This window comes from Micromonospora sp. WMMA1996 (assembly GCF_002573675.1).
GTDB lineage: Bacteria > Actinomycetota > Actinomycetes > Mycobacteriales > Micromonosporaceae > Micromonospora > Micromonospora sediminicola.
Window position 1 is genome coordinate 228,213 of record NZ_PDHU01000005.1, and the last position, 19,475, is coordinate 247,687.

The following is a 19,475-nucleotide window of genomic DNA, read 5'->3' on the forward strand; positions in this document are numbered from 1 at the left end:
CCGTAGAGTGGGTGCGATGAGCCGCAGGAGTGAGGTCGCCGCGCTGATCGAGGCCGTCTGTGCCGAACGGGAGCTGGAGTGGGAAGCCACCGGCGAGGCGTCGTACGCGGTGACCCTGCCCGGCACGCACAAGCTCAAGACGATCTGCAACCTGATCGTCGGTGAGCAGGCGCTGCGGATCGAGGCGTTCGTGATGCGCCAGCCCGACGAGCGGCGCGAGGAGCTGTGGGCCTGGCTGTTGCAGCGCAACGCGCGGATGTACGGCGTCTCGTTCTCCATCGACACGGTCGGCGACGTCTACCTGACCGGCCGGGTCAACCTGGCCGGGCTCGACGCCGACGAGCTGGACCGGCTCTTCGGCTCGGTGCTGACCTACGCCGACGAGTCGTTCGACAGCATGCTGGAGATCGGGTTCGGCACCGCCATCCGGCGGGAGTGGGAGTGGCGGGTCAAGCGGGGCGAGTCGACCGCCAACCTGGCCGCGTTCGCCCACCTCTTCGAGCCCTCGACGCCGGCCGGCTCGGCCGCCGGAGGTTCGGAGTCCTCCTGACGGGTATGCCGCACCGCGCGGTGCGGAGTGTGTGTGGGGACCCACCGCGAGCCGAGGACGGACTGTCGAGGAGCGTGTCCCATGGCTCAGCGCAACAGCTCAGGTCGCGGCACGACCGCGACCCGGACCAAGCGGCAACCCGGTAACCAGACGCCGAACACCCCGAGGGTGTCGGAGTCCGACATCTCCCGGATGAAGGTGGACGACATCCGGAGTCAGCTCCGCCGGCGTGGGGTCTCCGGGACCTCCGCGCTGCGCAAGCCGGAGCTGGTGAAGACCCTGGCCCGGACCATGCGGTCGGAGGGCCGTGGCGGCGCGGCCCGGCGGAGCACCGGCCCGGCCGGTCGCCCGGCGGCGAAGAAGACCGCCGCCGCGAAGAAGACGACGGCGGCCCGCCGGAAGGCCACGTCTCCGGCAAAGTCCGCGCCGGCCGCCCGCGCCACCGGCGCCCGGGCCAAGGCGACGGGTACGCGCAGGGCGGCCCCGGCGCGCGCGAAGGCGACCGCCTCGCGGGCGAAGGCGGCCCCGGCGCGAAAGGCGTCGTCGGCCCGCGCGACGACCTCGCCCTCCCGGGCGAAGGCGGCTCCGTCGCGGGCCAAGGCGGCTCCTTCCCGGGCGAAGGCTGCGCCGTCGCGGGCCAAGGCGGCCCCGGCGCGGAAGGCCGCATCCGCGCGGGCGCAGGCCGCGCCGACGCTCGGGCCGGCGTCCAGTCGGTCGATCGGGTCGTCGCAGCTCATCACCTCGCTCGCGGACCGTCCGGAGCGTCCCGGCCGGAGCCTGGTCACCCGCAACCACGAGGTGATCCAGCGGTGGGCGCGGGCCCGGGGCGCGAAACCGGCGACCATCGCCGGGACCGAGCGTGGCGACCGGCCCGGCGTGCTGACGTTCAACATCCCCGGCTACCGGGAGAGCAGCCGGATCCGGGAGGTCACCTGGGACGACTGGTTCCGGACGTTCGACTCACGGCGGCTGAACCTGATCTACCAGGAGCAGATGCGGGACGGTCGGCAGAGCAACTTCTTCCGTACCGAGAACCCGAATCGTGAGGACGGCTGAGGTTTGCGGGAATGGTCGCCGGGAACCCCGTGTTGGCCATCCCAGAGACCGGAGCACTGACAGCCGGATAGCCGACACGCGTGCTGTGACGGGCGAGACAGCGATCTGGGTTGAATCCGGAATCCGGTCGAACTAACTTTATTGCACCGCGTCACGCTTGTTTTCGTTCGGGGGAGCGGCGGATCGATCAGATCCGCGCAGGCGAGACGCGAAGATCGGGTGGAGCACACCGTTGGGGGACGGTGCCGCCCGTGGAACCGGCGGCGCGAGCGGGCGACGCTTACGGGGGTGAGTGTCGCCCGCCGCCGCCGGGCGTACGGTACGAGCGCCCATCTCGACGGGGGTCGGGGTGGGCGCTCGGCCGTTCCTGAGCCCGGTTCAGCGCGCGGCGCGGACCGGGTGCCGGGTCGCCGCCCGCAGCGCCGCGACCCGGCGCTCCCGAGGCGGCCCGGCGAGCAGGTGCCCGGCCGCGGCGACCAGGCCCAACCCGCCCACCACCAGCCAGTGCCGCTCGCCGAGGTGCTCCAGGCTCAGTCCGCCGAGCGCCGGCGCCACGAACGACGCCGCCGGGAACGTCAGGTAGAACACCGACTGGTAACGGGCCCGTAGCTCGGGCGGGGCCAGGTCCGCGTTGATCTGCGCGTTCGGCGGCGCGGCGAGCATCTGCCCGACCGTCCAGACCACTGCCGCGCCGAGATAGAGCGGCAGCCCGTCGGCGACGGTCAGCGCGCCGAACCCGAGCGCCATCAGGCCGGTGGACACGGCCAGCACCGTCGACCTGCGGTACGGCTCGATCAGCCGTGGGACGAAGAGCTGCCCGGCCACGATCAGCGCCCCGCCCAGCGCCACCACCAGCCCGTACGCCGACGGGCGGAGCCCGTCCGCGCGCATCGCCAGCGGCATGATGGTCGACGTCTGCATGGTCAGCACGGCCAGCAGGAAGGTCAGCCCGACGAAGGTGAGGAAGGTGCGGTCGGTCAGCGCGGTGTGCAGCCCGGGACGCCGCCCCACCACCGCGCGCGGAGTGACCGCCGGCCGGCGGGTGAGTGTCTCCGGCACCTTCAGCGCGATCACCACGGCCGCCGCCAGGGTGGCTCCGGCGTCGACCAGGAACAGCGCCAGGAAACTCGCCTCGGCGAGCACCCCGGCCAGCAGCGACGCCACCGCCATGCCCAGGTTGAACGCCCAGAACTGGAGGTTGAAGGCGCGGGACCGGCGGGCCTCCGGCACCACGTCCACGATGGCCGCGACGAACGCCGGGCTGGGCATCGAGTGCGCCACCCCGACCAGGGCGGCGAGCACGGCGATCACCGCGAGGTGCCGGCTGAACGCCAGCGCCGCCATCAATCCGGCCGCCGTGAGGTGCGCGGCGAGCAGCGTGGCCCGCCGGCCCCACCGGTCCGCCAACACCCCGCCGAGCAGCGTGCCGGCCGCGCCCCCGATGCCGTACGCGCCGACCACCAGCCCGGCCAGCGACGGCGAGGCGCCCCGCGCGGCGGTCAGGTAGAGCGAGAGGAACAGCAGCGCGAACGCGCCGGACCGGTTGATCAGCAGGCCGGACCAGAGGTACCAGAAGGTGGCGGGCAGGCCGCCGGCCGTGTCGTCCCACCAGCGCCGCAGGCCGCGCACCCGTCCTCCAGGAAGGTTTCCTTACCGATGCCCCCGCGTACCGTATCCGCCGGTCCGGCGGCCGGCACGCGGGGGCGTACTCAGGAGCCGATCCGGACCGGCTCGGCGGGCGAGGTGGCCGCGGCCTCGGCCGCCTCCGGCGCCGGGGTGCGGGTGGCGGTGACCGGCGTGACCGTCGTGCCGACGGCGCGCAGCCGGGCCGCGCGCCGCTCCCGGGCCGGGCCGGAGACCAGGTGGGCGACCGCCGCCACGACGCCGATGCCGGCGCAGCCGAGCCAGAGCGCGCTGTTGCCGGCGTGCTCGCGCACCAGGCCGCCGAGGATCGGCGCGGCGGCGCCGGCGAGCTGCCAGGAGAGGGAGAAGACGCCCTGGTAGCGGCCGCGCAGCGCGGCCGGTGACAGCTCCGCGATGAGCGTGGCGTTGGACGGCGAGTTGAGCATTTCGCCGAGCGTCCAGATCAGCACGGTCAGGCCGTAGAGCCAGACCGTGTCGGCGAACGCGGTGAGCCCGAACCCGACGCCCATCACCAGCGCCGCGAGCGCCAGCACGTGCGAGCGGCTCCGGCCCCTGATGAGCCGGGGCACGAAGAGTTGGCCGACCACGATGAGCACGCCGTTGAGCGCGATCACCGAGCCGTAGGTGGCGGGGCTGAGCCCGGAGTCGCCCATCGCGATCGGCAGCATCGAGATGTGCTGGAGGAACACCAGCGCGGCGAGCAGGTTGAGCGCCACGAAGCCGAGGAAGACCCGGTCGGCGAGGATGGTCCGCAGCGCGCCGGCGGGCGCGGGGGCGCCCTTGACGACGGGGCCGGTCGGCGTGGTCCGGGTCTCCCGCACCCGGGTGAAGATGATCAGCGCGGTGACCACCGTGGTGGTCGCGTCCACCAGGAAGAGCAGCAGGTAGCCGGCCTGGGCGGCGAAGCCGGCGAGGACGGCGGCGCAGGCGAAGCCGAGGTTGATCGCCCAGTAGTTCAGCGAGAAGGCCCGCAGCCGGTCCTTCTCCGGCACCACGTCGACCATCATGGCGCCGAAGGCCGGGCGGGCCGCCTCGGCGAACGTGCCGAGCAGCAACGCGCCCACGGCCACCGCCCAGAGCGGCCGGGCCAGGCCCAGCGCGACCATCATGGTGGCCGCGCCGAGGTGCGCGGTCAGCAGCGTGGGCCGGCGGCCCCAGCGGTCGGTCAGCGTGCCGCCGACGGTGGTGCCGACCGCGCCGCCGACGCCCCAGAGCCCGATCACCAGACCCGCCTGCGAGGCGGAGAAGTCGCGCTCCTGGGTCAGGTAGATGGCGAGGAAGACCAGGATGAACGAGCCGAGCCGGTTGATCAGGGTGCCGGTCCAGAGGTACCAGAACGTCCGTGGCAGGCCGCCCGCCGTCTCCTGGAACCAGCCCCGCACCGTCCGCATGCCGACGCCCCCCGCTCGGTAATGACCGACCTCTGCCGGATGCCTTACAACCTAGTCCCGCCCCGGAACGCCGGTCATCCGCATTTCCACGTGGTGGTCGTCACCACCGGTCCCCGCGTGTCCGCCGGGCCGGTACGGCAGGATGATCGGCATGACTGCGAGCGAAGGGCCCACCATCGGGACGCTGGTCCTGCTGCGGCACGGCGAGAGCGACTGGAACGCCAAGAACCTCTTCACCGGCTGGGTCGACGTCGACCTGACCGCCAAGGGCGAGACCGAGGCGCGGCGCGGCGGCGAGCTGCTCCGCGAGCACGACCTGCTGCCGGACGTGGTGCACACCAGCCTGCTGCGCCGGGCGATCCGCACCGCCGAGCTGGCGCTGAACGCCGCCGACCGGCACTGGATCGCGGTGCGCCGGTCGTGGCGGCTCAACGAGCGCCACTACGGTGCGCTTCAGGGCAAGAACAAGAAGCAGACCCTGGACGAGTACGGCGAGGAGCAGTTCATGCTCTGGCGCCGGTCGTACGACACGCCGCCGCCCCCGATCGACGACAACGACGAGTGGTCGCAGGTCGGCGACCCCCGGTACGCGTTGCTGCCGACCGAGCTGATGCCCCGGACGGAGTGCCTCAAGGACGTCGTCGACCGGATGCTGCCCTACTGGTACGACTCGATCGTGCCGGACATCCTGGCCGGCCGGACCGTGCTGGTGGCGGCGCACGGCAACTCGCTGCGGGCGCTGGTCAAGCACCTCGACCAGATCTCCGACGACGCGATCGCCAAGCTGAACATCCCCACCGGCATCCCGCTGCGCTACGACCTGGACGCGGACCTGCGCCCGCAGGTGCTCGGCGGGACGTACCTCGACCCGGAGGCCGCGAAGGACGCCGCCGCCGCAGTCGCCAACCAGGGCCGCTGAGGGTGTAAGGAAGGGCCCCTTATTAACGTCTGCGGTATAGGAGGGGCCCCTTTTTAACGCTGGGCTGTTAAGAAGGGGCCCCTCCTTGCACGCGGGCCCGGGTCAGCTGGACGGCGAACCGGTGATCAGGTAGACCACGTGCTCGCCGGCGTTCACCGCGTGGTCGGCGAAACGCTCGTAGAAGCGGCCCAGCAGGGTCGCGTCGATGGCGGTCTCCACGCCGTACGGCCAGTCGTCGCCGAGCAGCACGCCGAACAGGCTCTTGTGCAGGTCGTCCATCGCGTCGTCGTCCCGGTCCAGCTCCGCCGCCACGTCGGCGTCGGGCTTTGCCAGGACCGCGCCGATCTTCTCGGCCATCCGGTCGGCGATGCCGGCCATGTCGGTGAAGACCGGCCGCAGCTCGGCCGGGACCGCCGGCGAGGGGTGCCGGCGCAGCGCGGTCTTGGCCACGTGGTCGGCCAGGTCGCCCATCCGCTCCAGGTCGGCGGCCACGTGCAGGGCGGTGATCATCGCGCGCAGGTCGGAGGCGACCGGCGCCTGACGGGCGAGCAGGTCGCAGACCCGCTCCTCCACGTGCCGGTAGAGGTCGTCGATCTCGGCGTCCCGCGCGATCACCGTCTCGGCCGCGGCGCGGTCGGCGGTGAGCAGCCCCCTGGTGGCCTGCCGCATGGCCGCGCGCACCGCCTCGGCCATGTCCACCAGCAGTTGGCTGACAATCTGCAGGTCGGCCCGGAACTCGTCGCGCATCGTCACTTCCTGGGGTCGGTTGCCGTCGCCGGGAGCGGCTACGGCGTGAGCAGGTGCGCGCCCCACGGTAGGCCGCACGGCCGGCACCAGGGTGAACGCGGATGAACGACGCGGGACCCGCAGGTGAACTTTCCCGGAAGCGAGAGTGGTTCGTCCCTTTGTGCCCGATCCCCGGGTTAACAATGACCCTACGATCGCCGGGTGGAATGGGCGGTGGCCATCGCGGTGGCCGTGGCGCTGGTGACCGGGCTGGTCGCCGGGTCGCTGCTGTCCGAGCCCGTCGGGGAATGGCGACGCCGCCGGGCGTCGCGGGGCGGCGGGACCTCCCGCCGTGACGCAGGGAGGCCGACGATTCCGGACGACCAGCAGGGGGGCCTCTCCGGGCTCGGCCGCAAGACGATCGACTCGTTGCGCGCCGGCGTGGTGGTGCTCGACCCGGACGACGTGCCGGTGCTCGTGAACCCGGCCGCCCGCGCGATGGGGCTGCTGCGCACCGGGGCGACACCCGGCTCGATCGCGGCGCACCCGCTGATCCGTACCCTCGCCGGGCAGGTCCGCCGCACGGGCGTGCGCCGCGAGATCGAGCTGGACCTGCCCCGGGGCCGCGACAGCTCCGGGGTCAACCCGCTCGGCGTGCACCTGCGGGCCATGGGACTGGGCGCCGGCTACATCTCGATCGAGGCGGTCGACGTCACCGAGTCGCACCGCCTGGCCCGGGTACGCCGGGACTTCGTGGCCAACGTCAGCCACGAACTGAAGACCCCGATCGGCGCCCTCCAACTGCTCGCCGAGGCGTTGGTGGACGCCACCGAACCGGCCGGCGACGGCGCGCCCGACCTCTCCGAGGATCTGGTCGCCGCGCGGCGGTTCGCCGAGCGGATCCAGCACGAGTCCACCCGGCTCGGCCGGCTGGTGCAGGAGCTGCTGGAGCTGACCCGGCTCCAGGGCGCCGAGCCGCAGCCCGCCCCCGAACCGGTCTCGCTGGACTGGGTGCTCGCCGAGGTGATCGACCGGACCCGCACCGCGGCCACCGCCCGCCGGGTGGAGATCGTCGTGGACGGGCAGCGGGGCCTGACCGCGTACGGCAGCGACAGCCAACTCGCGACCGCGGTGGCGAACCTGGTGGAGAACGCGATCACCTACTCGGCCGAGGACACCACGGTCCGGGTCACCGTGCGGGGCACCGACGAGTACGTCGAGGTCGCCGTCGCGGACCAGGGCATCGGCATCGCCCCGAACGAGGTCGACCGGATCTTCGAACGCTTCTACCGGGCCGACCAGGCCCGCTCCCGGGCGACCGGCGGCACCGGCCTGGGGCTGGCCATCGTCAAACACATCGCCAGCAACCATGGCGGTCGGGTGGATGTGTCGAGCACCCTTGGTGGGGGGTCGACGTTCACCCTCCGGCTGCCTGCCCGCCCCCCGGACGACCTGGAGGCGACACTCGCCTCCGCTGGGATCGAGGCCGGCCCGGCCGAGCTCCGGCAGGCCTGACCACAGGAAAGGAAACACCCGTTGAGCCGCGTACTGGTGGTCGAGGACGAGGAATCGTTCTCCGACGCCCTGTCCTACATGCTCCGCAAGGAGGGGTTCGAGGTCTCCGTCGCCGCGACGGGTCCCTCCGCCCTCACCGAGTTCGACCGGACCGGCGCCGACATCGTGCTGCTCGACCTGATGCTGCCGGAGATGTCCGGCACCGAGGTCTGCCGTCAGCTCCGCCAGCGGTCGCACGTCCCGATCATCATGGTCACCGCCCGGGACAGCGAGATCGACAAGGTGGTCGGCCTGGAGATCGGCGCCGACGACTACGTGACCAAGCCGTACTCGCCCCGTGAGCTGGTCGCGCGGATCCGCGCGGTGCTGCGCCGGCAGAGCACCGAGACCAACGAGACGGGCGCGCCGACCCTGGCCGCCGGCCCGGTACGGATGGACATCGAGCGGCACGTGGTGACCGTCGACGGCGCCTCGGTGCAGCTCCCGCTCAAGGAGTTCGAGCTGCTGGAGCTGCTCCTGCGCAACGCCGGCCGGGTGCTCACCCGTGGCCAGCTCATCGACCGGGTCTGGGGCGCCGACTACGTGGGCGACACCAAGACGCTGGACGTGCACGTGAAGCGGCTGCGCTCCAAGATCGAGCCGGAGCCGTCCGCGCCGCGCTACATCGTCACCGTCCGGGGCCTGGGCTACAAGTTCGAGCCGTGACCGTCGCGGCTCCTCACCCCGCCACCTGACCGACTCCGGCCACGGCGGGCCGGGCCGCGCTGCCCGTGGTCTCCCGCCTCGTCGGCCCCCGCGTCGCACTGCTCCGTGTCCGCGTCGCGCCTGCTCACCCGTTTCGTGCCCGCACCTCCTCGCCGTCCGCCTCGCTCTCGGAGAGCTTCGAAGCGGTCTTCGGGCAGTCGTTGTTCGCCGCGAACGAACCTGTCGGCGATCGTCGCGGGCTGCTAGGGGCCTGCTCGGGCGGGCGCGGGCCTCCGGTGTGCGGGGTGGTCTGAGGTTGGGCGGGCGTATCGCTCGTTGGCGGGCGGTGGGTGGAACGGGGTGGGCGTCTGCTGGGGCCGGATGCACCCACGGTGTTCCGCTGACGGGCTTTGGCATGCGCTGGGTGGAGCGTCATGGGTGTCTCGGCGGCCGGGATGCACCTATGGTGTTCCACTGGCCGGGTTGGCGGCCGCTGGGTGGAACGTCATGGGTCTCCGCGGCCGGGATGCACCCATGGCGTTTCCACTGACGAGGTGTCGCCCGCTGGGTGGAACGTCACGGGTGTCCGGATGCGCTCGCGGACGTCACCCGTCTGCGTGGGAGTGCGGGTGGTTGTCCGGTTCGGTGGTGGTGGGCGGCACCCTGGACGCGGAATCGCCGTGGGCGGGGCGGCGTTGTAGACGGGTGAACGACCGAGCAGGCGAACACCCCCGAGCCGCCCCCCGCCCCCGGCGGAATGACGGCAGGCCGCCGGTCGTTACACATCATCCGGCGCCGCGTGCAGGCCCCCCGCCCCGCGAGCCAGCCGGACATCCCCGGCCCCGTGAGCTGGCCCCCCGGCTCCACGAGCGTGCCGGATCCCCTTCAAGACTTTTCGAGCGCCTGACGGTGTCCACACCCCCCGGTGTGTTGACCCCCGAATGGAGCCCCCGTCATGAACACGATCCTGCGTAAGAGCATCCTCGGTATCGCTGGTCTGGCCTTCACCGGTGGCGTGTTCGCCGGTCCGGTCGCCGCCCACACCGACACCCCCGCCCACGCCGCCGCCAAGCCCGTCGCGGTCGCCACCGTGCAGGGCGAGCAGTCCCGCATCGACCTGAACGACGAGCAGCTGGCCAACGCGAAGGCGATCATCGCCGCGACGAAGAAGGCCGGTCTGCCCGAGCGGGCCGCGGTCATCTCGATCGCCACCGCCCTGCAGGAGTCGAAGCTGGAGAACCTCGGGCACCTCGGCGACAAGAATGACCATGACTCGCTGGGTCTGTTCCAGCAGCGCCCCTCCTCGGGTTGGGGCACGCCGGAGCAGATCACCGACCCCGAGTACTCCACCCTGGCCTTCCTCAAGGGCCTGAAGCAGGTCGACGGCTGGGAGAAGATGCCCCTGACCGACGCCGCCCAGACCGTCCAGGTCTCCGCCTACCCCGACGCCTACGCCCAGTGGGAGAAGCAGGCCACCGACATCGTGGCCCAGCACTGGACCAAGTAAGACGTGAAGGCCGGCACCCCCAACCCGGGGTGCCGGCCTTCACGCGTATTCAGCGCACGACCTTGACGTTGAACAGGGGAGTGCCCAGCCGGCCGTAGAGGCGCAGCCAGATCGGCAGCAGCATCTCGGTGCCCCGTGCCGTGGTGATGTCGCCCAGGTCGATCACGTCGGTGTGGCCGAAGCTGGTGAGCAGGTCGACGACCACCTTCTTGGCCTCGGCGTCGTCGCCGGAGACGAAGACGCTGTGGTCACCGTCGGCGAGCTGCCGGGGGTGCGTCATCAGGTCGGCCGTGAGCGTGTTCAGCGCCTTGACCACCCGGGTGCGGGGGAACGCCCGCTGGATCCGCTCGGCGAGCGAGTCGTCGTTGACCACCGACAGGGTGGGCGGAAAACCCTTGCTGAAGTCGAGCGGGTTGGCGATGTCGAGCAGGACCTTGCCGGCCAGGTTCTCCGCGCCCGCCGCGTTCAACGCGGGCAGGGAGCCGTCGCCGCTGGTCGCGTTCACCACCAGATCAGCCTCGGCCGTGGCGGCGGCGTGGCCGGCCAGGGTGACGCCGGAATGTCCGGCGGCCCACTCGCCCCAGTCTCCGGCCTGTGTGGCGGCGACGTCCCGGGTGCCGACGACGACCTCGTGCCCCAGCTCGGCCGCGCGAGCGGCGATGGCCCGCCCCACCATGCCGGTGCCCAGTACTGCGATGCGCATGTCGAATCCGTCCTCCGATTGCGGCGCGACGACGACTGCCACGCCCGATGCGACCGAGACTAACAGACAGGTCTGTCTACTAGAAGGATGAGGAGACGTACCGGTCTGTAGACTTCGCCGAACGACGGAGGAGGAACCATGGCCCGCACGCCCGCCGGCACCGCCCGGGACCGCATCCTGGAGACCGCGTTCCGGCTGTTCTACGCGTACGGGCCCCGTGGCGTCGGGGTGGACACGGTGATCGCCGAGTCGGGCGTCGCCAAGGCCACGCTCTACAAGCACTTCCCACGCAAGGACGACCTGGTCCTGGCGTACCTGGACAAGGTCGACCTGGCCTGGTCAGGCGCGTTGCGGGACGCGGCCCGGGAGGCCGGTGACGATCCCCGGGCGCAACTCGTCGGCATGTTCGACGCGCTCGGCGGCGCCTGCCGCCGCGAGGGCTACCACGGCTGCGCGTTCATCAACACCGCGGCCGAGTCGCCCGCCGGGAGCGCCGTGCACGCCCGTACCGTCGCGCACAAGAACGCCGTGCGGGCCTGGGTGACCGACCTGGCCCGGCAGGCCGGGGCGGCCGAGCCGGAGTTGCTGGCCCGTCAGCTGACCCTGCTGCTCGACGGCGGGCTGGCCGGCGGAGTGCTCGACGGCGACCCGGCGGTCGCCGACGCGGCGAAGCGGAGCGCACACGCCCTGATCGACGCGGCGCTCCCGAAGCGTTAAGAGGGGGCCCCTCCTCTACCGGAGGCGTTAATAAGGGGCCCTTCCTTACTCGCTGGCCGGGTGGGGGGCGACCTGGCCCTGGCGGAAGCGGGCGGCGCAGAGTTCGGCCAGCTTCGCATACGCGGGCTCGCCGACCAGCGCGGTCAGCTCCGGCCCGTAGGAGAGGTACATCGGCTCGGCGCCGACGTGCGCGTCCGTGGACGAGGTGCACCACCAGTCCAGGTCGTGCCCGCCCGCGCCCCAGCCGCGCCGGTCGAACTCGGCGAGCGTGGAGATCAGCACCTTGGTGTTGTCCGGCCGGGTGTGCCACTCCTGGTCGCGGCGCACCGGCAGCTGCCAGCAGACGTCGGGCTTGTATTCCAGCGGGTGCACGCCGTCGCGCAGCGCCTGGGCGTGCAGGGCGCAGCCGCCGCCACCGGCGAAGTCGGCGTCGTTGAGGAACACGCACGGCGCGTCGACGTCGCGGGTGGCGGTGCGCCGGGCCGGGGTCTTGCCGTCGACCGTGTCGTTCTCGGTCCAGTTCTTGAAGCCGCGGCGGAAGTGCTGCCAGGTCTCCGGCGTCAGCCGCTTGACCGCCGCCCGCACCCGCTTCTCGTCGTCGGAGTCGGTGAAGAACGCGCCGTGCGAGCAGCACCCGTCGGCGGCCCGCCCGGCGATGATGCCGTGGCAGCCCCGGCCGAAGACGCACGTCCAGCGGGACAGCAGCCAGGTCAGGTCGGCGCGGACGACGTGCTTCGGGTCGGCCGGGTCGACGAACTCGATCCACTCCCGCGGGAAGTCCAGCCCGACCTCGCGGCTGCGCGGGTCGTCGGGGTCGTCCACCAGCACGTGAAGCTCGATCTGCCCTGTCACCCGGACCAGCGTACGCGCGGTCACCCCGCCCGGCCGGCGAGCCGACGAAACGTGTTGCCCCTAGGGTTCTTCCCATGCGACTGGGTGTCCTCGACGTCGGTTCCAACACGGTGCACCTGCTGGTGGTCGACGCCCATCACGGCGCCCACCCCTGGCCGGCCCACTCCGAGAAGGTGGTGCTGCGGCTGGCCGAGCAGATCGGTCCGGACGGCGCGCTGACCGACACCGGCGCGGACGGGCTGGTCAAGGCCGTCGGCATGGCCCGGGCGGCGGCCGACGGGCTGGGCGCCGAGGACCTGCTGGCGTTCGCCACCAGCGCGGTCCGCGACGCCACCAACGCCGGCGAGGTGCTGGCCCGGGTCCGCGACGAGACCGGCGTACGCCTGGAGGTGCTCTCCGGCGCGGACGAGGCGCGGATGACGTTCCTCGCGGTGCGGCGGTGGTTCGGCTGGTCCGCCGGGCGGCTGCTGGCGATGGACATCGGCGGCGGCTCGCTGGAACTGGCCGCCGGCATCGACGAGCACCCGGACGTCGCGGTGTCGCTGCCGCTCGGGGCGGGCCGGCTCAGCCGGGAGCGGCTGGCGGTCGACCCGGCCGGCCTGCTGCCGCCGCCGGCCGAGGCCGTGGAGGAACTGCGGGCGTACGTGGACGCGCAGCTCGACCCGGTGGTGAAGCAGTTGACCGAGGTGGGCTGGGAGCGTCCGGTCGCGACCTCGAAGACGTTCCGCACGCTGGCCCGGCTGGCCGGGGCCGCGCCGTCCGGCGCCGGTCTCTGGGCCCGGCGCAGCCTGACCCGCACCGGGCTGCGCCAGGTGCTCGGGTTCGTTCGGCACATCCCGCCGGCCCAGTTGCCGGAGTTGGAGGGGGTCAGCGCGCAACGGGCCCATCAGCTCCTGGCCGGCGCGGTGGTGGCCGAGGCGGTCATGCGCCGGCTCGACGTCGACAGTCTGGACATCTGCCCCTGGGCGCTGCGCGAGGGAGTCATCCTGCGCCGGTTGGATCAGCTCGCGCCGATGTGATCCGTGCGGCCGCTCTGGGCGCTTTGCGGCTGCTCGTCCCGATGCCTCCTGGCGGGGGCGGCTACCCTCAGAGGCGTGACTTCCCGCGTCCCGGTGCTCCTGTCCACGTCCTCGGTCTTCCCCGAACGGACCGCGGCGGCGTTCCAGCTCGCCGCGGCGCTCGGGTACGACGGCATCGAGGTGATGGTCTGGACGGACCCGGTCAGCCAGGATCCGGGCGCGCTGCGAGGCCTGTCCGAGCACTACGGCGTCCCGGTGCTCTCCGTGCACGCCCCCTGCCTGCTGGTCACCCAGCGGGTGTGGAGCGCCGACCCGTGGGAGCGGCTGCGGCGGGCCGCCGAGCTGGCCGAGACGCTCGAGGCGCCGACCGTGGTGGTGCACCCGCCGTTCACCTGGCAGCGCGACTACGCGCGCACGTTCGCCGACGGGCTCGACACCATCGCCGGGCGCTTCGGCGGGCTGCGCTTCGCGGTGGAGAACATGTTCCCGGTGCGGATGGCCGGCCGGCAGTTCGTGCCGTACGTGCCGGGCTGGGATCCGACCGACACCGGCTACGCCTCCTACACGCTCGACCTCTCGCACTGCGCGGCCTCGCACACGGACGCGCTGGCCATGGCCGACCGGATGGGCTCCGGCCTGGCGCACGTGCACCTGGGCGACGGCACCGGCGAGGGGCGGGACGAGCACCTGGTGCCCGGCCGGGGCGGCCAGCCCTGCGCGGAGCTGCTCCGCTCGCTGGCCGGGCGCGGCTTCACCGGCTCGGTGGCGGTGGAGGTCACCACCCGGGGCGCGAAGAGCCGCGCGGTCCGCGAGGCGGATCTGCGGGAGTCGCTGGAGTTCGCCCGGGCCAACCTGACCGCGCCCTCACCGGTCGACGCCTGAGCCGCCCCCGCGCCGGTCGACGGCCCGCGCCGGTCGACGCCCTGAGCCGGTCGACGCCCTGAGCCGGCCGACGCCCTGAGCCGGCCGACGCCCTGAGCCGGCTCGCGCCGGCCGAGGGTCAGATGACCGGGGAGAGCGGCTGGGCCGGCACCGCCTGCTCGCCGACCGCGGCCCGCTTGCGGGCCCGGTGCGCGGCCACGTGCGAGCGGGTGGCGCAGCGCTCGGAGCAGAACCGCCGGCAGCAGTTGGACGAGGTGTCCAGGTAGACGTTGCCGCAGCGCTCGTCCGCGCAGACGCCGAACCGGGCGCTGCCGTACTCGCAGAGCCAGACCGACAGCCCCCAGACCGCGCCGGCCAGGTATTCGGAGGAGACCGAGGCGCCCCGGCTGGTCACGTGCATGTGCCAGTCGGAGGAGTCGTGGCCGGAGATGCGCGGCTGCACCGGGAACGCCTCCAGCAGCGCGTTCAGCTCCGCCACCGCCTCCCCGTCCCGCCCCGAGGTGCCGTACGCGAAGACGTCCCGGAGGCGCTTCTGCGCCCGCCGGAAGATCGCCAGGTCCCGTTCCGCGACCTCGTCGCGCATCCAGGCGTTCTCGTCCGGGAAGAGGGCCCGCAGGCCGTCGAGGTCGTCCAGCCGGGCGTTGACGAGCTCGACCCCGGTCCGGGCGTACGCGTCGAAGTTCACGACACCAACGGTAGACGACTCAGGGCAGACGCGGCGCGTCGATGTAGTGGGGCAGGAACCGCGCGTAACCGTCAGTGATGAGGCTCTCGCTCTCCCGTACCCCGGCACCGGCCGACCCGCCGTCCACGATCCAGCTGCCGAGCACCGTCCGGTAGCCGGCGAACTCGGGCAACGCGCGGAACTCCTGGTAGCAGAAGCCCTCGTCGCCGTAGATCCCCGGGTTGGTGATCTCGGTGCCGCCGGTCACGATGCGTACCGAACCGCCCTCCCGGCCGAGCAGCGGCTTGGCCACGTACTCGGTCATTCCGCGCGGCGAGTCGAGGTATGCCGGCAGCAGCAGCTCGTGGCCCGGGTACAGCTCCCAGAGCACGGCCAGCAGCGCCTTGTTCGACAGCAGCAGCTTCCAGGCCGGCTCGATCCAGGTGGTCGGGGTGCCAGGGTCCAGCGCCGGCCGCCCGTACGGCTCGGCGAGCATCCATTCCCAGGGGTAGAGCTTGAAGCAGGTGGTGATCGGCCGGTCGTCGGCGTCGACGAAGCGCCGCCCGTCCCAGCCGACGTGCTGGATCGGCATGAGCGTCACGTCCAACCCGGCCTGGCGGGCGGTCTCGGCCAGGTAGCCGGCGGTGATCTGGTCCTCGCCCGACTCCTCCTCGTTCGACCAGAGCACGTGCACCCGGGGGTCGTGCAGCCCGGTGCCGATCTTGGCCCACGAGGCGGTCAGCCGCTCGTGCAGGCTGTTCCACTGGTCCGCGTCCGGGCGGGTGTCCTCCAGCCAGTACCACTGCACGATGCTCGCCTCGACCAGCGCGGTCGGGGTGTCGGCGTTGTACTCCAGCATCTTCGGCGGCCAGGTGCCGTCGTACCAGAGGTCGAACCGGCCGTAGAGCGTCGGCGGTGCCTCCCGCAGCGAGCGGGCGACCGCCTCGGCGGCCCACTCCGGGATGCCGAACTCGGCGTAGCGGCGGCGGGCCACCACGTGCTCGGCGGCGGCGACGGACATCCGGTGCAGCTCCTCGGTCGCCTCCTCCAGCCGGAGCACCTCGTCCAGGGTGAAGGAGTAGGCCGCGGTCTCGTCCCAGTACGACATGATCTCGCCGTCGGGCAGCTCGGTGTCCACGTACACCAGCCCCTGGGTCCGGATGGTGTCGTCCCAGTCGCGGCGCGGGGTGCTCGCCTCGCGGCGCACGTCAGCCCCCGCAGGAGGCGAGGTGGGTGCCGAAGCCGCCCCGGTCGGGCAGCGCGGCGGCCGGGGCCGTGTCCCCGCGTGCGGCGGTGGCCGGGGCGGGGACGCGCAGGGCCACGGCGACGGTGTCGCCGCCCCCGCCGGCCGGGCCGAGCGCGCAGTCGTCATCGTCGTCGTCGTAGCCGTTGTTGCAACCGGTGAGCGCGAGGGCCAGCACGGTCAGCGCGCCGAGCTGCACGGTGGCCGAGCGGAGCCGGCGCCGGGGGTGTCGTCGATCCACGTGAACGTTGTAGCCGATGGCCGCCAGCGCCGGTGCCCCGCGTCCCGGGTTCGCGTGCCGAGTGAGGTTGGCCGCCGCGCCCGGCGAGGGCCCCGGGCCGGGCGTTACGCTCGGCTCATGCTCCGTTCCGTCATCCTCGCCGCCTCCCGGTCAACCCAGGTGGAGCGGCTCGTCGCGACGGCCCCGTTCACCCGGGACGTCGTCCGCCGGTTCGTCGCCGGCGCCGCCACCGACGACGCGCTGCGCGCGACCCGCGCACTCGTCGCCGACGGCCAAGCGGTCACCCTCGACTACCTGGGCGAGGACACCACCACCCCGGAGCAGGCGAACGCCACCCGGGACGAGTACCTCACGCTGCTGCGCCTGCTCGGGGCCGCCGGCCTCACCCCGGCCGCCGAGGTCAGCGTGAAGCTGTCCGCGCTCGGCCAGGCGTTCGACGAGCAGTTCGCGTACGACAACGCGCGGCAGATCTGCGCGGCGGCCGACGCGGCCGGCACCACGGTCACCCTGGACATGGAGGACCACACCACCACCGACTCGACCCTGGACATCCTGGCCAAGCTGCGCAAGGACCACCCGTCGACCGGCGCGGTGCTCCAGGCGTACCTGCGGCGGACCGAGTCGGACTGCCGCGAGCTGTCCGCGGCCGGCTCCCGGGTGCGGCTGTGCAAGGGCGCGTACAAGGAGCCCGAGTCGGTGGCGTACCAGTCCGCCCGCGAGGTGGACAAGTCCTACGTGCGCTGCATGAACGTGCTGATGGCCGGCGACGGCTACCCGATGCTGGCCACCCACGACCCGCGCCTGATCGCGATCGGCGAGGACCGGGCCCGCTGGTTCGACCGCGACCCGGGGCGGTTCGAGTTCCAGATGCTCTACGGCATCCGCCCGGAGGAGCAGAAGCGTCTGGTCGGCGAGGGCTACACGGTCCGCACCTACGTCCCCTACGGCGACCAGTGGTACGGCTACCTGATGCGCCGGCTCGCCGAGCGCCCGGCCAACCTGATGTTCTTCGGCCGCGCGGTGGTCTCGAAGAAGTGAGCCTTGACCGGCAAAGCTAACAGCATTAGCTTTATGGCTATGACGGTTAGCCAGGTGGTGCGGGACGGCGGGACGATCGCGTACGAGACGCACGGCTCGGGGCCTCTCGTGGTGCTCGCGCACGGCATGGGGGAGAACCGGGCGGCCTTCCGGCACCTGACCCCCCGACTGGTGGCGGCCGGCTACCGGGTCGCCTCGATCGACGTACGCGGCCACGGCGACTCCAGCCCGCACTGGCCCACGTACGCCCCGGCCGCGGTCGGCGGCGACCTGCTCGCCGTGGTCCGGGCGCTCGGCGGTGGGCCGGCCACGCTGGTCGGCAGCTCGTCCAGCGGGGCCGGCGTCGTCTTCGCCGCCGCCGACGCGCCCGACCTGGTCAGCGGCATCGTGCAGATCAGCCCGTTCGTCGGCGCCCCGAAGCCGAACCTGGCGATGCGGGCCGCCCAGGCGGCCGTGCTCCGCAGCCCCCGGCTGTTCGGGCTGTTCCACAACACGCTCTTCCCGTGCGGCCGACCGGCCGACGACGCCGCGTACCGCAGGGAGATGGTCGCCAGGCTGCGCGGCCGGATGGACGCGGTGCGCGGGGTGATCGCGCCGGTCGACCCGCACTGGACCGCGCGGGCGCCCGAGGTGCGGCAACCGGTGCTGGTGCTGATGGGCACGAAGGACCCGGACTTCCCCGACCCGGGCGCCGAGGCCCGCGCCGCCCGTCGGCAGTTCGCCGTCGCCGAGGCGCGCATGATCGCCGACTCCGGCCACTACCCGCACGCTGACCAGCCCGACGCCACCGCCGCCGACCTGGCCGAGTTCCTGACGGCGACCGCGCGTGCCTAGGGCCGGCCTGACCCCCGCGACGGTGGTCCGGGAGGCCGCCGTGCTCGCCGACGAGGTCGGCTACGACCGGCTGACCCTGGCCGCGCTCGCCGGCCGGCTCGGCGTCGCGCTCCCCAGCCTCTACAAGCACGTGCGGGGCGTGGACGCGCTGCACCAGAAGCTCGCCGTGCTCGCCGCCGCCGAGATGGCGGACGTGCTGACCGCCGCCGCCGCGGGTCGGGCCGGCGACGACGCGTTGCGCGCCGTCGCCGCCGCCTACCGGGCGTACGCCCACCGGCACCCCGGCCGCTACCCGGCCGCCCAGCGCGCGCCCGACCCGGCCGACCCCGAGCACCTGGCCGCCGCCGAACGCGCGGTCGGCGCGATCTTCGCGATCCTGCGCGGGTACGGCCTCGACGGCGACGCGGCCGTCGACGCCACCCGGATGTTCCGGGCCACCGTGCACGGCTTCGTCTCCCTGGAGGCGGCGGGCGGGTTCGGGCTGCCCCGCGACGTCGACCGCTCGTTCGACCAGATGGTCGACGGGCTGGACCTCGCCTATCGCGGCTGGCGGTCCCGATGAAGGCGCTGCTGCTGGGCCTGATCTTCCTGCTGGAGCTGGCCATGCTCGCGGCGGCCGGACTCTGGGGCTTCACGCTCGACGCCGGCTGGCCGGTGCGGCTGCTCGCCGGCCTCGGCGCGCCGCTGGTGATCGCCGTCGTCTGGGGAGTGTTCTGCTCGCCCCGGGCGACCGTGGCGCTGCCCGCCCCGGCCAAGCTGGGCGTGCAGGCGGCCTGCTTCCTCGGCGGCGGCGTCCTGCTGGCCCTGGCCGGTCACCCACTTCCCGGCGCGGCCCTGGTGCTGCTCTGGGCCGTCGACAAGGCCCTCCTCGTCCGCTCCGGCAACCCGATCTGACCCGCCCTCCGAGCGAGGCGCGCGGCCGATCTTGGTACCGATCCGCCCTCGGAGGGGCGGATCGGCACCAAGATCTCGACACACGGCTGGATCTTGGAAGTTTGAGGCCCCTATGGGGGCCGTTTCCTTCCAAGATCTGGCTCGCGGTCCGACGCCCTGGCCCGGGTCCCCGTCGATCTTGGGGTTGTGGCACCTCGGATAACGGGTCAATCGGACATGCTGGGCGCCACAACTCCAAGATCGACGCACGGTGCGGGTGCGGCGCGGTGCCGGGTGGGGGAGGCAGGATTACGGGGAGGACTCTTTCCCGGAACGCCCGATTGGTCGTACCCTTCGCCGGTGACCGACGGCGACGAGGAGCCTCCCGGCCGGGCAGCCGACGGCGACGAGCCACGC

21 protein-coding genes are annotated in these 19,475 nt (G+C 72.9%); 13 read left to right on the forward strand and 8 right to left on the reverse strand.

What is annotated here, in order from left to right; translation table 11 throughout:
* Positions 1–16 precede the first annotated feature (16 nt).
* Both COO58_RS26620 and COO58_RS26625 read left to right on the forward strand, forming a co-directional pair.
* Positions 17–550, forward strand: a complete 534-nt coding sequence (locus tag COO58_RS26620; RefSeq protein WP_098747729.1) for a YbjN domain-containing protein — start codon at positions 17–19, stop codon at positions 548–550.
* Between the two features lie 192 nt (positions 551–742).
* Positions 743–1,606 carry a hypothetical protein gene (locus tag COO58_RS26625; protein ID WP_255292791.1) on the forward strand — a complete coding sequence of 288 codons (864 nt, stop codon included), beginning with the start codon at positions 743–745 and terminating at the stop codon, positions 1,604–1,606.
* Between the two features lie 378 nt (positions 1,607–1,984).
* On the opposite strand, the gene COO58_RS26630 is transcribed toward COO58_RS26625, so the two are convergent.
* Both COO58_RS26630 and COO58_RS26635 read right to left on the reverse strand, forming a co-directional pair.
* Positions 1,985–3,235: an MFS transporter gene (locus COO58_RS26630; RefSeq protein WP_098747733.1), complete on the reverse strand. Its 1,251-nt coding sequence runs from the start codon at positions 3,233–3,235 to the stop codon at positions 1,985–1,987.
* Positions 3,236–3,315: 80 nt separating this feature from the next.
* Positions 3,316–4,641, reverse strand: a complete 1,326-nt coding sequence (locus COO58_RS26635) for an MFS transporter (protein ID WP_098747734.1) — start codon at positions 4,639–4,641, stop codon at positions 3,316–3,318.
* 151 nt (positions 4,642–4,792) lie between these two features.
* Here COO58_RS26635 and COO58_RS26640 point away from each other — a divergent pair, with 151 nt between their 5' ends.
* Complete coding sequence (locus tag COO58_RS26640) at positions 4,793–5,560, forward strand: phosphoglyceromutase (protein ID WP_091569294.1); 768 nt, start codon at positions 4,793–4,795, stop codon at positions 5,558–5,560.
* Positions 5,561–5,662: 102 nt separating this feature from the next.
* On the opposite strand, the gene phoU is transcribed toward COO58_RS26640, so the two are convergent.
* The gene (phoU, locus tag COO58_RS26645) at positions 5,663–6,307 is read right to left on the reverse strand and encodes a phosphate signaling complex protein PhoU (RefSeq protein ID WP_091569299.1); all 645 of its coding nucleotides are present in this window, start codon (positions 6,305–6,307) and stop codon (positions 5,663–5,665) included.
* A gap of 201 nt (positions 6,308–6,508) precedes the next feature.
* Here phoU and COO58_RS26650 point away from each other — a divergent pair, with 201 nt between their 5' ends.
* The 3 genes from COO58_RS26650 (at position 6,509) to COO58_RS26660 (ending at position 9,992) form a co-directional block, all read left to right on the forward strand.
* Positions 6,509–7,801, forward strand: a complete 1,293-nt coding sequence (locus COO58_RS26650) for a cell wall metabolism sensor histidine kinase WalK (RefSeq protein WP_176558984.1) — start codon at positions 6,509–6,511, stop codon at positions 7,799–7,801.
* 21 nt (positions 7,802–7,822) lie between these two features.
* Positions 7,823–8,506, forward strand: coding sequence for a response regulator transcription factor (locus COO58_RS26655; protein ID WP_098747736.1), 684 nt, complete (start codon positions 7,823–7,825; stop codon positions 8,504–8,506).
* A gap of 934 nt (positions 8,507–9,440) precedes the next feature.
* Positions 9,441–9,992: a hypothetical protein gene (locus COO58_RS26660; RefSeq protein WP_098747738.1), complete on the forward strand. Its 552-nt coding sequence runs from the start codon at positions 9,441–9,443 to the stop codon at positions 9,990–9,992.
* 49 nt (positions 9,993–10,041) lie between these two features.
* Here COO58_RS26660 and COO58_RS26665 read toward each other — a convergent pair whose 3' ends face one another.
* Positions 10,042–10,695 (reverse strand): NADPH-dependent F420 reductase, encoded by a 654-nt coding sequence (locus COO58_RS26665; protein ID WP_098747739.1) that lies wholly within the window; start codon positions 10,693–10,695, stop codon positions 10,042–10,044.
* Positions 10,696–10,833: 138 nt separating this feature from the next.
* Here COO58_RS26665 and COO58_RS26670 point away from each other — a divergent pair, with 138 nt between their 5' ends.
* Positions 10,834–11,412 carry a TetR/AcrR family transcriptional regulator gene (locus COO58_RS26670; protein WP_098747741.1) on the forward strand — a complete coding sequence of 193 codons (579 nt, stop codon included), beginning with the start codon at positions 10,834–10,836 and terminating at the stop codon, positions 11,410–11,412.
* 45 nt (positions 11,413–11,457) lie between these two features.
* Here the strand turns inward: COO58_RS26670 and COO58_RS26675 are convergent, their stop codons facing one another.
* Positions 11,458–12,264 carry a hypothetical protein gene (locus COO58_RS26675; RefSeq protein ID WP_091576909.1) on the reverse strand — a complete coding sequence of 269 codons (807 nt, stop codon included), beginning with the start codon at positions 12,262–12,264 and terminating at the stop codon, positions 11,458–11,460.
* Positions 12,265–12,338: 74 nt separating this feature from the next.
* On the opposite strand from COO58_RS26675, the gene COO58_RS26680 reads away from it, so the two are divergent.
* A complete protein-coding gene (locus tag COO58_RS26680) occupies positions 12,339–13,283 on the forward strand; it encodes a Ppx/GppA phosphatase family protein (protein ID WP_091569317.1) in 945 nt (314 codons plus the stop codon).
* A 75-nt stretch (positions 13,284–13,358) separates the two neighbouring features.
* Entirely contained in the window at positions 13,359–14,165 is an 807-nt protein-coding gene (locus COO58_RS26685) for a sugar phosphate isomerase/epimerase (RefSeq protein ID WP_172967911.1), read from the forward strand.
* A 118-nt stretch (positions 14,166–14,283) separates the two neighbouring features.
* On the opposite strand, the gene COO58_RS26690 is transcribed toward COO58_RS26685, so the two are convergent.
* The 3 genes from COO58_RS26690 to COO58_RS26700 are packed head-to-tail and all read right to left on the reverse strand — an operon-like array spanning position 14,284 to position 16,313.
* Positions 14,284–14,850 carry a CGNR zinc finger domain-containing protein gene (locus COO58_RS26690; RefSeq protein WP_091569324.1) on the reverse strand — a complete coding sequence of 189 codons (567 nt, stop codon included), beginning with the start codon at positions 14,848–14,850 and terminating at the stop codon, positions 14,284–14,286.
* 19 nt (positions 14,851–14,869) lie between these two features.
* Positions 14,870–16,036 (reverse strand): glutathionylspermidine synthase family protein, encoded by a 1,167-nt coding sequence (locus tag COO58_RS26695; protein ID WP_098747742.1) that lies wholly within the window; start codon positions 16,034–16,036, stop codon positions 14,870–14,872.
* A gap of 1 nt (position 16,037) precedes the next feature.
* Positions 16,038–16,313 carry a hypothetical protein gene (locus tag COO58_RS26700; RefSeq protein ID WP_255292777.1) on the reverse strand — a complete coding sequence of 92 codons (276 nt, stop codon included), beginning with the start codon at positions 16,311–16,313 and terminating at the stop codon, positions 16,038–16,040.
* Positions 16,314–16,430: 117 nt separating this feature from the next.
* On the opposite strand from COO58_RS26700, the gene COO58_RS26705 reads away from it, so the two are divergent.
* The 4 genes from COO58_RS26705 to COO58_RS26720 are packed head-to-tail and all read left to right on the forward strand — an operon-like array spanning position 16,431 to position 19,079.
* Entirely contained in the window at positions 16,431–17,351 is a 921-nt protein-coding gene (locus COO58_RS26705; RefSeq protein WP_091569337.1) for a proline dehydrogenase family protein, read from the forward strand.
* Between the two features lie 33 nt (positions 17,352–17,384).
* Complete coding sequence (locus COO58_RS26710; protein ID WP_255292778.1) at positions 17,385–18,185, forward strand: alpha/beta fold hydrolase; 801 nt, start codon at positions 17,385–17,387, stop codon at positions 18,183–18,185.
* On the forward strand, positions 18,178–18,747 hold the full coding sequence (locus COO58_RS26715; RefSeq protein ID WP_091569345.1) for a TetR/AcrR family transcriptional regulator: 570 nt from the start codon (positions 18,178–18,180) through the stop codon (positions 18,745–18,747). Before COO58_RS26710 ends, COO58_RS26715 begins: the two co-directional genes overlap by 8 nt.
* On the forward strand, positions 18,744–19,079 hold the full coding sequence (locus COO58_RS26720) for a YrdB family protein (RefSeq protein WP_098747747.1): 336 nt from the start codon (positions 18,744–18,746) through the stop codon (positions 19,077–19,079). The genes COO58_RS26715 and COO58_RS26720 overlap by 4 nt, the downstream gene beginning before the upstream one ends.
* The last annotated feature ends 396 nt before the right edge of the window (positions 19,080–19,475 follow it).